Origin of the sequence: Synechococcus sp. RedBA-s (assembly GCF_024345495.1) — a bacterium.
Lineage (GTDB): Bacteria > Cyanobacteriota > Cyanobacteriia > PCC-6307 > Cyanobiaceae > Regnicoccus_A.
Genome location: NZ_JAGQBF010000008.1, coordinates 15,359 through 27,827 on the forward strand (window position 1 = coordinate 15,359; position 12,469 = coordinate 27,827).

General features: G+C 64.7%; 13 protein-coding genes and 1 pseudogene. 4 read left to right on the forward strand and 10 right to left on the reverse strand.

Annotated elements, in window-relative coordinates:
- Nucleotides 1–106: 106 nt before the first annotated feature.
- Nucleotides 107–538: a hypothetical protein gene (locus KBY67_RS04480; protein WP_255109186.1), complete on the forward strand. Its 432-nt coding sequence runs from the start codon at nucleotides 107–109 to the stop codon at nucleotides 536–538.
- Here KBY67_RS04480 and cysK read toward each other — a convergent pair.
- Nucleotides 535–1,521, reverse strand: a complete 987-nt coding sequence (gene cysK / locus KBY67_RS04485) for a cysteine synthase A (RefSeq protein WP_255109188.1) — start codon at nucleotides 1,519–1,521, stop codon at nucleotides 535–537. The genes KBY67_RS04480 and cysK overlap by 4 nt on opposite strands.
- A 48-nt stretch (nucleotides 1,522–1,569) precedes the next feature.
- On the reverse strand, nucleotides 1,570–2,652 hold the full coding sequence (locus tag KBY67_RS04490) for a calcium/sodium antiporter (RefSeq protein ID WP_255109190.1): 1,083 nt from the start codon (nucleotides 2,650–2,652) through the stop codon (nucleotides 1,570–1,572).
- 251 nt (nucleotides 2,653–2,903) lie between these two features.
- On the opposite strand from KBY67_RS04490, the pseudogene KBY67_RS04495 reads away from it, so the two are divergent.
- A pseudogene (locus KBY67_RS04495) lies at nucleotides 2,904–4,066 on the forward strand (SulP family inorganic anion transporter).
- Here KBY67_RS04495 and KBY67_RS04500 read toward each other — a convergent pair.
- From KBY67_RS04500 to KBY67_RS04525, 6 genes are all read right to left on the reverse strand, one after another.
- A complete protein-coding gene (locus KBY67_RS04500) occupies nucleotides 3,957–4,565 on the reverse strand; it encodes a Crp/Fnr family transcriptional regulator (RefSeq protein ID WP_255109192.1) in 609 nt (202 codons plus the stop codon). The pseudogene KBY67_RS04495 and the gene KBY67_RS04500 sit on opposite strands and share 110 nt — an antisense overlap.
- Before the next feature lie 376 nt (nucleotides 4,566–4,941).
- A complete protein-coding gene (locus KBY67_RS04505) occupies nucleotides 4,942–5,091 on the reverse strand; it encodes a hypothetical protein (RefSeq protein WP_006171104.1) in 150 nt (49 codons plus the stop codon).
- Nucleotides 5,092–5,166: 75 nt separating this feature from the next.
- Complete coding sequence (locus KBY67_RS04510) at nucleotides 5,167–6,282, reverse strand: GTP-binding protein (RefSeq protein ID WP_255109197.1); 1,116 nt, start codon at nucleotides 6,280–6,282, stop codon at nucleotides 5,167–5,169.
- A gap of 247 nt (nucleotides 6,283–6,529) precedes the next feature.
- Nucleotides 6,530–8,077, reverse strand: a complete 1,548-nt coding sequence (locus tag KBY67_RS04515) for an iron uptake porin (protein ID WP_255109199.1) — start codon at nucleotides 8,075–8,077, stop codon at nucleotides 6,530–6,532.
- Between the two features lie 165 nt (nucleotides 8,078–8,242).
- A complete protein-coding gene (locus tag KBY67_RS04520; RefSeq protein ID WP_255109201.1) occupies nucleotides 8,243–8,968 on the reverse strand; it encodes a hypothetical protein in 726 nt (241 codons plus the stop codon).
- Nucleotides 8,969–9,092: 124 nt separating this feature from the next.
- Nucleotides 9,093–9,899 (reverse strand): multicopper oxidase domain-containing protein, encoded by an 807-nt coding sequence (locus KBY67_RS04525; protein WP_255109203.1) that lies wholly within the window; start codon nucleotides 9,897–9,899, stop codon nucleotides 9,093–9,095.
- Between the two features lie 18 nt (nucleotides 9,900–9,917).
- Between KBY67_RS04525 and KBY67_RS04530 the strand changes: the two genes are divergently transcribed.
- A complete protein-coding gene (locus KBY67_RS04530; RefSeq protein WP_255109205.1) occupies nucleotides 9,918–10,052 on the forward strand; it encodes a hypothetical protein in 135 nt (44 codons plus the stop codon).
- Between the two features lie 93 nt (nucleotides 10,053–10,145).
- Here KBY67_RS04530 and KBY67_RS04535 read toward each other — a convergent pair whose 3' ends face one another.
- Entirely contained in the window at nucleotides 10,146–11,201 is a 1,056-nt protein-coding gene (locus tag KBY67_RS04535) for a metal ABC transporter substrate-binding protein (RefSeq protein WP_255109207.1), read from the reverse strand.
- Nucleotides 11,202–11,337: 136 nt separating this feature from the next.
- On the opposite strand from KBY67_RS04535, the gene KBY67_RS04540 reads away from it, so the two are divergent.
- Nucleotides 11,338–12,033, forward strand: coding sequence for a metal ABC transporter ATP-binding protein (locus tag KBY67_RS04540; protein ID WP_255109209.1), 696 nt, complete (start codon nucleotides 11,338–11,340; stop codon nucleotides 12,031–12,033).
- Between the two features lie 11 nt (nucleotides 12,034–12,044).
- On the opposite strand, the gene KBY67_RS04545 is transcribed toward KBY67_RS04540, so the two are convergent.
- The gene (locus KBY67_RS04545) at nucleotides 12,045–12,458 is read right to left on the reverse strand and encodes a transcriptional repressor (protein ID WP_255109210.1); all 414 of its coding nucleotides are present in this window, start codon (nucleotides 12,456–12,458) and stop codon (nucleotides 12,045–12,047) included.
- Nucleotides 12,459–12,469: the final 11 nt, after the last annotated feature.

A 12,469-nucleotide genomic window follows, 5' to 3' on the forward strand; every position in this document is an offset into this window, starting at 1 on the left:
GAAGGAGCTCTGGCGTGTCGCTCTGTCGAGGTTCAGACTGACTTCGGAGCTGGCCGCTGGGCCCCCAGGCCTGCTGGTCCGGCGCCCTGCGCAGCCGTTGCTTGCCATGACCGTACCGATCGATCGCGCCCTGCGCCTGCGGGCCCTGTGGCTGGCCTGGCTGCTGTGCATGCTCTTTCACGTGGATCTGGGCCTGATGCCCCTGTTCCACGGTCTCTCACCGGAGATCGAGAGCCATATGAGCCAGCCGCAGCTGCCGCTGCTGTTCAGCGGAATGATGATCTACTTCCTCGTGCCGGTGGCGGCCCTGGTGTTGCTGGCCTACAGCGCCAGTGACCCCCAGCGTCCCCAGCGCTGGCAGGGCTGGCGGCGGCCACATTTCTGGCTGAGCGTGGTATACACGGTCACGAATGTGCCGCACCTGGCAGCCGACATCCTGGTGCCCGATTCGCGCGCGGATCAGGTGGCCCTGATGCTGGTGCTGGTGCTGATCGGACTGCTGATCAACTGGGAGGCCTGGCGCTGGTGGCGCGATTAGCCCTCAACCGGGGCCAGACCGGCGGCATCAAAGACCCCCTCGAACAGCACCGAGCTGAGGTAACGCTCCCCGGAGTCGGGCAGGACCACCACGATCGTCTTGCCGGCGAAGGCCTCCTCGGCCGCCAGCCGCAGGGCAGCCACGGTGGCGGCCCCGCAGGAGATACCCGCCAGGATTCCCTCCTCACGCATCAGTCGCCTGGCCATAGCCACGGCTTCCTGGTCGCTCACGGACTCCACCCGGTCCACCAGGTTGAGGTCGAGGTTCTGCGGCACGAAGCCGGCACCGATCCCCTGGATCTTGTGCGGCCCCGGCTGGGGCGGCTCACCAGCCCTGGCCTGGGCGATCACCGGGCTGTTCAGCGGCTCCACCGCCACCGAGACCAGGGCCTGGCCCCGGGTGGTCTTGAAGTAGCGGCTAACGCCGCTGATGGTGCCGCCGGTGCCCACCCCCGCCACCAGCACATCCACCTGGCCATCGGTGTCGTCCCAGATTTCCGGGCCGGTGGTGTCGTGGTGGATCTGGGGGTTGGCCGGGTTGGCGAACTGCTGCAGCAGCACGTAGCGCTCGGGATCGGAAGCGGCGATCTCATGGGCCCGGCCCACGGCACCGGTCATGCCGAGTTTGCCCTCGGTGAGTACGAGCCTGGCGCCGTAGGCAGTGAGCAGCTTGCGCCGCTCCAGGCTCATCGACTCCGGCATCGTCAGGGTGAGGGGGATCCCCCGGGAGGCGGCCACGAAGGCCAGGGCGATGCCGGTGTTACCGCTGGTGGGCTCGATCAGCTCCTTGCCAGGACCGAGCAATCCATCCTTCTCCGCCTGCCAGATCATGGCGGCGCCGATGCGGCACTTGACTGAATAGGCGGGGTTGCGACCTTCGATCTTGGCCAGAACGGTGGCGCGGCTATCACCGACCACCCGGTTCAGCTTCACCAGGGGGGTGCGACCGATGCTCAGGCTGCTGTCAGCAAAAATCGACGCCATGGACGACACGGGAACTGCGGGCACCCTCGCACCCTCAGGCGGTGAAGATCAATTGGCCTGCCTGGCCTGAACGGCGGTCTGTCGCCAATGCCGCCAGATCTGAACCGCTAGCAGGAGCACCAGCACCGGAAGCACCACCACCAGGGTGAAGGAACGCAGGGGTGAGGCCAGGGCTGGAATGGTGAGAGGAAGAATCTGTTCCACCAGGTAGAGCCCGTAGAGGCCCACAAGCAGTACCCCCTCTCTCCGGGAAATCACCCCGCCCGTCCAGAAGATGGGAAGCAGGGCCAGGGTGGTGGCCACCATGATCGGCAGATCGCGTTGGATCATGACCGGGTCGACATTCAGGCCGCGCGATCCTGAGATGAAGGCACAGCCACCAAGGATCACCAACTGGTTGAGCAGGTTGCTGCCCACCACGTTGCCGATGGCGAGATCAGCTTTGCCCTTCAGGGCCGCCATGATCGAAGTGACCAGTTCAGGCATCGAGGTGCCGGCCGCCACGATCGTGAGGCCGATCAGTGTTTCACTCACCCCCAGGCTCAGGGCGATGGCGATAGCCCCCTTAACAAGGATCTGAGAGCCCCAGACCAGCAGGGCAAGGCCGGCCGCCAACCGGATCAGGGCCGGTCTGTAGCCCCCTTCTGCGTCGGATGGATCGATCTCATCTCCACCAGATTCACCTTCCTCGCGAGCCGTGCGGGTTTCCCAGACGGTGTTGATCACCACGGCGGTGAGCAGGGCCAGGCCGGCCTGCCAGGTCACCCGGCCTGCGGAGGCCATGCCCCAGACCGCCATCGACACGGCCAGTAGCACCGGTACATCCCGGCGGATCAAGCGGCTGTGCACCCTCAGGGGCAGGATCACGGCGCTGATGCCCAGCACCACCAGCACATTGAAGATGTTGCTGCCCACCACGTTGCCCACTGCAATATCGTCTGCGCCCTGCAGCGTGGAGAGCAGGCTGACGAACAGCTCGGGGGCGCTGGTGCCCATCGCCACAACCGTGAGACCGATCACCAGCTGGGGAATACCCAGCAGCAGGGCCAGAGCCACCGATCCCTGGACGAACAGTTCGCCGCCTCCGAAAAGCAGCAGGATGCCCACCACCACCTCGATCACACTCAGCATGGTGGGCTCCCCCAGGACACACCACAGAGTCTGCCTTGTGATTGCAACCGTGCCAAATCAGGCCCTGACTCCAGGTGCTGATGATCCTGGCCTCCGTGGGCCAACGACCACCTCCGGATCAGTCCAATCGCCCTGGCGGTCAGTGTTGCCACTGCCTGGATCGGATGTCACAACCTGGTCCCATCAGCGGCCTGGTCCTGACCTGAGATGCGCTTCCCTCTTTGGTTTACCCCATCACTTGCAGGGACCGTGTGGCTGTTGCCCGTCCTAGGAGCAGGTCGAAGCAGATCAGTTCACAACGCAGCAACGGTGATGTCTTTGGCGGTGTCACTGCAGCTGGTGGTGACCCTGCTCATGGCCTTTGCCTTTGGCGTGGCCTCTGGTGCCGGGGCGATTTCTGCCCTATGGGGTGCGGTGCTGGTGGGTCTGTTCGCCGCTCTCTTCGGCGGCACTCCCACCCTGATCTCGGAGCCCACCGGTCCGATGACGGTGGTGATGACAGCGGCGATCATCTGGTTCACGCCCTCCCAGGTGAAGTGTCTTGTGCCTCCCCTGTTGGTGGCGCTGGTGATCGGCACCGTGCCCTCGCTCACGCTGCTCAATGGCGGCCGAGGCGCTGAGCTGGAGGGCCTCCGCCGCATCGGCGAAATCCCCAGCGGATTCCCCCCAGCTGGGGATGCCCCACTTTGAGCCCGGCCTGTTTCAGCTGATGGTGATCGATGCCCTGGTGCTGATGGTGGTGATTCTGGGAGCCTCAGGCCTGGCGGCCTCGATCCCGATGGCGGTGCTGGCCGGCATTGCCCTCAAGGTGCGCATCGACATCATCGACTGGAGCTTCCTGCGCCGCGCCCACCACGTCTCGATCAAGGGGGCAGTGATCATGCATGGGGTGATCCTGCTCACCATGCTGGTAGATCTGATTGCGGCGGTGGGCATCTTTGTGGCCAACATTCTCACGATCGAGAAGATGAGCACACTCGAAACCAAGTCGGTGAAGGTGATCAGCACCGCCGATGACGATCTCAATCTGCCGGAGAACGAGAAGGCACTGCTGGATCAAGGAGGTGGCAAGGTGCTGCTGTTCCAGTAGATCGGTCCGATGAAGATGAACTTAAGTCTGGCCAAGACCATCTCCCGAGAGCACAATGCCATGTAGGAGTGTGAGGCGATCGTCGCTGATCTCAGTGAGGTCTCACACATGGGCATGACAGCCTCGCTGGCCCTGGAGAACGCCGTCAAGGAAGCCCTGGAAAAGGAACTCAATGTTGATGTGGTGGGGGCTGAAGGCAGCACCCTCAAGCGTCTCAGGAGTTTGAAGGTGTATAGCCTGCTGCCCCACGATCATGTGGAGATGAGCCGGGCGGAAGCCCTTGCCGATGCCGTGAATTCTCGGTCACAGATCGGCATGGTCTGAAGCCATCCGGGTCCGCCCGGTGAGGGAGCAGCAGATCTCCGTTGGCCATCGGGATGGCCTGAGCGAGGGATTTGAACTTATTCAGACTTTTGGTCACGGTCACGCGGGTGAGGCCGGTGAGCTCAGCAATCACCTGATGGGTCAGGTTCATGTCCTCCAGCGAGAGACTGTGGCCGAGGCTGTTGACCCGCCCGAACTGGGCGGCCAGCCAGCGCAACATGGTCAGCAGGCGGTCATCGGCCTTGCGGATCCGGCTGATGCGCATGATCTCCATCGAGCGGCTGATTTGGCGCTTGAGCGCATCATGCCGTTCCACGTCCGTTGGCGAATGGCCCTCAAGGGAGACATGGGAGATTGTGGTGGTTTCATTGCGGCACTCGAACGTGGCCTGGCTACCGAGTATGAGATCTCCGGGCCCCCAGAGCATCAGCGTGATCAGCTCGGTGTCTTCATTCCAGGTGACCTGGCGGACATAGCCATCACTGATGCACCAGGCCATCCCAGCCGGTAGCACCGAGTTGGGCTTGAGTTGCAGCGATGGACAGGGTCCAGGCATGGGTGGAGGCATCTCTGGACATCGACACAGCAGGGGAAATCATCCGAAAACTGAACAAAGCGCGGTTTGAAAACGAACCGGCCTGGAAGGGTTCCTTCTGGTGTGGGGCAAACGTAGAGCCGTCCCAATCCCTTTGGGACCCCGCTTCAGACAGCATCGACAATTCCCCGGATCAGCCGCGTTAATCAGTCGAGCTCGGGCTGCTTGGCCGTCTGGGCTCAGACAGACCAAAACCACCGATACCCAAAGGCATCGGTGGCGAGGAGCTGTGGAATTGGTTGGGGCTGGAGAGCGCTGCGCAAACCCGGCGTTTCGGCTCTCAGCGCCGGCTCGATCGGCTGATGCGCACAGGGACCAGAACCGGTTGCATCATGCCGCCGCCACCGCTGTCGTCATCGGAGTCGGTGGTGAGCCAGAACGCCAGACCGAAGAGCGCGAGAACGCTGGAGACAAGCAGCAGTTCGGCCATCGGTCGGGCTCGTAGTTGGCACAATCTAGCCAGATTCCATGGCCTTGAAGTGCCCGATGCTGCGGTCGGGCCGCCTCAGGCGAATCCCTTGCCCGCGTCCTTGGCCACACAGGCCTGGAGCTGGCGGCGCAGGCGCTGGTGGTCGAGATCCTTGCCGATCAGCACCAGCTGGTTCTTGCGCTCGCCAGTCCAGTCGCTGTCGTCGATGGAGAAGCGCTTGCCGGCCAGGTGAAAGACATGACGGCGTTCGCTCTCGTTGAACCAGAGGATGCCCTTGGCCCGGAACACCTCCGTGGGCAGCTGATTGTCGAGGAAGTTCTGGAACTTGCGCAGGGCGAAGGGCCCTTCGCTGGCGAAGGAGAGGGAGGTGAAGCCCTCAATGGCGAGGTGGTCGGCCGGATGCTCGCCGGAACCTGAGGAGTGGTCGTGATCGTGGGAGTGGCTGTGGCTGTGGCTGTGATCGTGGTCATGGCTGTGGTCGTCGTCGTGGGCGCAGTGGCCATGGTCGTGGTCACAGTCGCCGTGGTCGAGTTCAGGGGTGGGGTCGCCTGTGGCCACCACCCGATCGGATTCGAACAGACCCACGCTCAGCAGCAGCGGCAGGGCCACATCTCCTTTGACTGAGCGCAGGATGCGAGCGTCGGGTTTGAGGTTGCGCAGCAGGCTCTCCAGTTGCAGCAGCTGGGGCTCCGGCACCAGATCGCACTTGTTGAGCATCAGGATGTCGCCGTAGATCACCTGCGCCCGGCCCACCTCGCTCTCGAAGCTGCTGGCTTCGAAGTTTTCGGCATCAATCAGGGTGATGATCGAATCCAGGCGGGTGCTGTCGCGCAGCTCACTGCCCAGGAAGGTCATCGCCACCGGCAGGGGGTCAGCCAGGCCCGTGGTTTCCACCACCAAATAATCCACGGGTTCGGGGCGCTCGAGGATCCGCTCCACCGCCTCCAGCAGCTCGCCGTTGATCGAGCAGCAGATGCAGCCATTGCTGAGCTCCACCATGTCTTCGCTGGTGGCGATGATCAGGTCATTGTCGATGCCGATTTCACCGAACTCATTGACCAGTACAGCGGTCTTCAGTCCGCTCTGGTTGCTGAGGATGTGGTTGAGCAAGGTGGTTTTGCCGGCACCGAGGAAGCCCGTGAGGATCGTCACCGGCAGACAGGTGGGGCTTGGATCCTCGATCCCCTCCATGGCGGCAGAGGACGCGGGACGAGCAGAGGCAGTGCGAGTCATCACGGGCAAGAGGGGGCGGTAGTCGCCTGGTTCGGGCAGTCTGGCGCCAAGGCCGTCGATGGGGCACGGATGCTCGCGATGGTGACCGCCCCGCAACCCTGGCCTCCCCCAGAGCCCTGTCGGATGAACCAATCAGCCTGTCCCAGCCGATGACAACATCATCACCACGCTGCTTTGCCCGTCAGTCCTGGTCCAGCGGTTGGGCTCAGAACGAGAAGCTGGTCTTGACCAACCCGCCCAGTTGGCGGAACGAGCTGTCGCTGGGGGTGTCCTGGCCGAGGGGACGGCTCAGATAGAACAACGCCGGGGTGATCGAAATGTTGTCGGTGACCTGGAACTTGTACCACCACTCCCAGACAAAATTGCCGTCATCGGGGCTGTCGCCTCCAATCAGAGCCGTGGCAAAGACCGGCTGACCCACCGCCATGCCGAGGGCATTTCCCTTCCAGAAGACGTCGCTCCATTCCAGACCCACCATCCACGACTGGCTGGTGCTCAGATCGCCATCCACATCCTGGCCGTCATAGGAGATGGTGTTGATCCCCCAGCCGGCGCTGATCGATGGGAGCCAACCTGAGGTTGACGGCTGCCAGTAGCCGCTGATTCCGAAAGCATTGGTTCGGCTACCGGGGGTGTCGAAAGCGGAGGCCGTGAACGGTGTGGTTCCAGGTACCTCCACCCCGGACTGAATGTAGGAATAAATCGCGGCAAGAGCCCACTGCTCCTGGCTGTAGCCGATCTGAGCGGTGCCGGTACCGCCGCTGGCTTCAGTACCGATCCCCCCCTGGCTCGGGTTGCCCGAGTTGCCGTTGGCCGCGACATAGTTGCCACTGACACTGAAGCCACCGCTCTGCCACCAGAGGCCGGCGCCGGGGCCGAGGTTCTTGTTGTAAGCCGCCGGCGCACCGTTGAGGGTGAGCACATTCAAAATCGTATCGGCTGGATACACGCTGGGCCAAAGGGCAAGCATGTCTTCCTGGCCGACGCGGCCGCCGAGGGTGGCCGTGAAACCGCTGCCGATCGGGAATTGGTAGTAGAGCTTGTCAATCCCGAGAGAATCGGGACCTGAGGCTTCCTCGAATGCGACCTCAAGGGTGGAGAGACCGCCGGTGGGACCAGCCCCGCCGAAGGCCGAGTCGCCGAAGTTGCCTGCGCGAAGAATTGTACGCAGGAGGTCCTTGCCCGTGAAGCTTGTGTCGAGCGAGAGTTGGAGGTCGTAGGAGAAGGTGGTGGCCCCCACCTCGGCGCGAGCAGAGTTGACCTCTTCCCGAGCACTGCCGCTGAAGGCATTAGCCCCCACCACGAACGTGGCCAGCCCACTTAACTTGGTGGTGGTGGAGAACTGGTTGGCCTCCAGCTCACCCACCTTGGCTTCGAGGTTGTCGACCCGGCCGCGCAGGATGGCGAGTTCCTTCTCGAACTCCTTGAGCAGACGGCGCAGCTCGTCGGTCACTTCGGTGATCCGATCGAGGCAGGCGTTGAGCAGAGCGGCGGCTTCCCAGCGGCTCAGCGGCTTCTTGCCGCGGAAGGTGCCATCGGGATAGCCAGCGACGCAGCCGTAGCGCTCGATCAGGTTCGAGAGCGCCTGATAGGCCCACTCGGTGGGCTGCACGTCAGAGAACTGGCTGATGCTGGTGACCTGATCCTGACGGCTGGAGCTGGAGCCAGAGCTGTAGCGCTGAATCGCTTCGAGATTGAGGTCAGCGGCCCTGGCCCCAGCCACTGGACTCAGCAGCAGCAGCGGGCCCAGCATGGCGGCGACGGCTGGACCGGCGGGGCCAGAGCACTGGAGCCAGCAGAGGGGTACGAATGAACTGGGCACGTTGGCAGCACGACAACAGCGGGAATGATAATCGTTCTGATCCATGAGCTCCATTGGAGCGGATGGATAGGGCTTGCTCCGATCGATTGGACCTGCTCAGATCGACTGGATCAGGGCCTGCACCTGTTGGGCGGTCTTGATCGGTTGCTCCGGGGGCATCGTTGTGGGCCACACCGGCAACAGAGCGGCCATGGCGACGCTGAGCCGGCGGCTCAGGGCTGGATCGCTGGCCTGCAGTGCCGGGGCGATGCCTTGTTGGAGCTGATCGGCGTAGCGCACGAAGCCGCGGGAGTCTTGGTATTCGATGGTTTCAGCGAAGCGCCCCTCGGTGATCGAGGCCGCGTATTCGCTGCTGGCGCTCTCGAGGAGTTGACGGATCACGGCCACCACGAAGGCCGGATCGCTGCGCTTGGCCTGCGGCAGTGCCGCCAGGGCCCTGTCGATGCCTTCCTCTGCGGCGTTGAAGGCAGCCTCGGTCTGCGGCGAGGTAGGAGCGCTCTGAATCAGATCCAGCAGGGTGTTGAGCTGCTGTTTGAAGCCGGGGGCGCCGTACTGGCTCAGCGCCGGCTCGAGATCTCCGTAGAGCTCCTCCACAGGATGGCCGATGTGCTTCTCGGCCGCGGGGTAATCCTTCAGTTCCATCAGTTCTCGGGCCACCAGCAGATGGCCCTTCATCAGACCGAGCACGGCGGCATAGCTAATGGGATCCTCACCGCTCACCTCGCCCCCTTCGCCTCCCTCTCCGCCCTCTCCGCTGCCCCCCTGAGAGGTGGGCCTTGGCGACTGGCCACAGGCCACCGCGACTGCGGCCGTTGAGGTCACGGCCAGAAACAGCTGAATGGCTCGGCGCCTTGGAATCACGGGACTGTCGTCGTTGACTGGAGCGCATCGTGCCCCCGCGGCAGCGGTGCAGCTGACCAGAAGTGACCCGCTCGGGTGAGCAAAGCTACCGACCTCTGGCTTCCACGCGGAACTGCCCCATACAGCCCCGCTCGGCGATCTGATCCTGATGGGGATGAAACATGTAGTGGCCCGGATCGCGGTAGCTGAACTCGAGGATGTGGCGCTCAGCCATCCCCATCGTGATCACGTCGGTGATCTCATCGGCACGGGTGGAGTAGCCCCCCCTGAACAGCTCGAAGAGGTTGGCGTGCAGATGAAAGGTCAGCGGACCGTCCCACTCCACCATGTTGAGCAGATAGAGGCGAATCCGTTGTCCCTGGGAAATGGCGATGGGCTGATCGCGATAGAGATTGGGCCGGCCATTGAAGGCATAGAGATCATTGCGGCCCGCACCCTTGAGGTCGTAGCCGCCCATCACCAGCACCATCTCATCGGCTGCCGGCCTTGGGGATGGGGGATCCACGATCAGCAGGCCGTAGAGCCCCTTGCTCACATGGCGCGTCACCGGCGCCACATGGCAGTGGTAGGGGAAGAGGCCAAAGGGTTCCGCGTCGAATTCATAGACCGTGCTGCCGCCGCGACGCACTGGGCGGATGCCATCCATGGCCGCGGGGTGGATGCCATGGAAATGAAGACTGTGGGAGGTGCTGTCCTCGTTGCGAAAGCGGACGCGCAGCCGCTCACCGGCCTGGGCCCGCAGGGTGGGACCCGGCACCCGTCCGTTCACGGCCCAGGCCTTGAAGGTCACCGCCTCGTTGAGCTTCAGCAGCGTGGTGCTGGCCGTGAGATCGAACTCCCGCACCCGGCGGCCGTTCTCCATGAGCACACGGCCGCTGTCGAACTCGCGCAACCCCCCAGGCGCCGGCGGTTGAGGAGCGACCTCGTGCCCCAACCCCTCTGGACTTCCACCTCGCTTCAGCAGCAGCTGCCCCAGGCCCAGAGCCAGGGCAGCGCCGCCCAGCGGCAGCAGCTCACGCCGCCTCCACAGGCGCGTCTGGCCTGAATCCGATGGGGTGGCCATGGCGGGGAGCATCCAGCTCCATCCTCAGCCCGCTGCCACCCCTGGCTGGTGTGACCAATGGCACCTGGCAGGGTCTCAGTTGATCCGCGACCACGCCTGCGTCAGGGCCTCACCCCCCTGGCGGTCGCAGCGGCCGCCCCAGCCCTCGACGATCGTGCAGGTGTTGCGCACCAGGGTGGCCATCAGGCTGAGGGGACCCTCGGGGCCCATCGCCAGGCCATCGGCGGCCAGGGGCACAGCTGCGATCGGAACACCGCTGAGTTCGCTGATGCGCTGGAGGGTTCTGGCTGGAGGGCTCTGCTCGGCGAACAGACGGGGGGTGGAGCCAGCCCGAAGGTTGTCGACCACCTGCCGGAAGGCGTCGGGGCGCAGGGCCTCACTGGTGCTGGTGGCATCCACCAGGGGCAGCTCATCAAGGCCGTAGGCCAGAGCCAGGCTGGCAAAAGCGCGGTGGCTGCTGGCCAGGGGAGGCCAGGGCTTGGGGAGGGCATTGAACTGTTTACGGTTCCAGGCATCGAGGTGGTCGAGCTGCTCGGCCATGGCCCTGGAGCGCCGTTGGATGCCCTCGGCGGCAGGGGGATCGAGGCGGCTGAGCTGGTCTGCGATCACCGCCGCCATGGCTGCCGCCTGGCGCGGGTTGTGCCACACGTGGGGGTCGAAATCGCCGTGGTCGTGCTCAGCTTCGTGGTTGTGCTCACCTACGGGTTGTCCGCTACCTTCCGGCGTGAGCCTGAGGGGCTGGGGCACGGCTTTCTCGGAAATCGCTACCGCCCCCGACAGGGACTCCAGGGCGGGGGTGAGGTCGTAGCCACTGATCAACAGCAGCCTGGCGCCGGTGATCTGGGCCTTCTGGTCGGGTCTGAGCCGGAAGTCGTGGGGATCATCCGCCGGCTGCAGCAGGCAGCCCACCGCCAGCTCGCCGGCGGCCAGTCGCTGGGTCAGATCGCAGAGCACGCCATCGGCTGCCACCACCTGGGGCTGGCCGCCGGCGAGCTGGCCCACGGGGGATGAGCTGCCCGGCACTCGGCTGCAGGCCGGAAGCGAGACCCCAAGGCCGCCGAAGAGCAGGAGCAGCGCCAAGGTGAGCGGTTTGCGCTGATGGTGGAGCCGTGAGCCAGGAAACAGGGCCACGGGCCAAAGACAACGATCAAGAACGATAACAGTTCTCATTTCTGATGGTGTCAGCGACTGCCGTCCTCGGGATCGACGGCTTCTTCAGGTCTTGGTCCTCGGTAGGTTGCGATGAGTTGTCCCTCTGCCGGATCCGATGGCCCTCGAGGCCCGTCATCTCAGCGTGCGCCGCGGCGAGGGACTGGCCCTGGAGGACATCAGCTTCTGCCTGGAACCCGGCACCCTCACCGCCCTGGTGGGACCCAATGGCGCCGGCAAGAGCACCCTGCTCCAGGCGATCGAAGGCCAGATCCCCCTGGTCTCCGGTGAACTCCTGCTCGATGGCGCAGCGCTCACGCCCCGCCTGGCCCGGCGCCAGCTGGCCCTGATGCCCCAGCGGGGGGAAATTGCCTGGCACTTTCCGATCAGTGTGCGCGAGCTGGTGGGTCTGGGCCGGCTGATGGCGGCACGCCCCGGCTGCTGCGCCGTTGAGGCGGCCCTGCAGCGGGTGGGAATTGATGCCCTGGCCTCCCGCCGCCTGGATCAACTCTCCGGCGGCCAGCAGCAACGGGCCCTGCTGGCCCGCCTGCTGGTGCAGCCCGCCTCGGTGCTGCTGTTGGATGAGCCCTGCGCGGCCATTGATCCCCCCTCCCGCACCCAGTTGCTGCAGGTGATGGGCCAGCTGCGCGATGCCGGCTTCACCCTGCTGGTGAGCAGCCACGACTGGGGCCATGACCTCGATGCCTACGACCGCGTGCTGGTGATCGACCGAAAGCTGCTGGCTGATGGCCCTCCGGCCTCAGTGCGTCACTCTCTCGGCGACCTGCGCCTGGGGAACCATTGCTGCGGCTGATGCTGACCTGCTCAGGCGTCCGACGGGGCGGACTGGCTGCAGCGGGAACAGCGGCCGAAGTATTCCAGAGTGTGGAACAGCAGCTCGAAGCCATGGGCCGTCTCGGGCTGGGGCTGGATGCCATGCATCGGGCAGTGGTCCAGCGGCAGGGTCAGACCGCAGGACACGCAGGTGAGGTGATGGGTGTCCCGCTCCCGGGGGGCATAGAGGGCCTCACCGCTGGGCAGGTGGCGGCAGCGGGCCAGACCCAGGCGCTGGAGCTGGCGCAGGTGCCGGTAGACCGTGGCCAGTCCGATCGCCTGGCCGTTGAGTCGCAGCCGCTGGTGCAGCTCCTGACCGGAGAGTTCCTCGCTGCTGTCGCGCAACATCGCCAGCACACTCACCTGTTTGGCGTTGAGCTGCTGGCTGACCGCCTCGGAATCCATCGGTGTCTGCC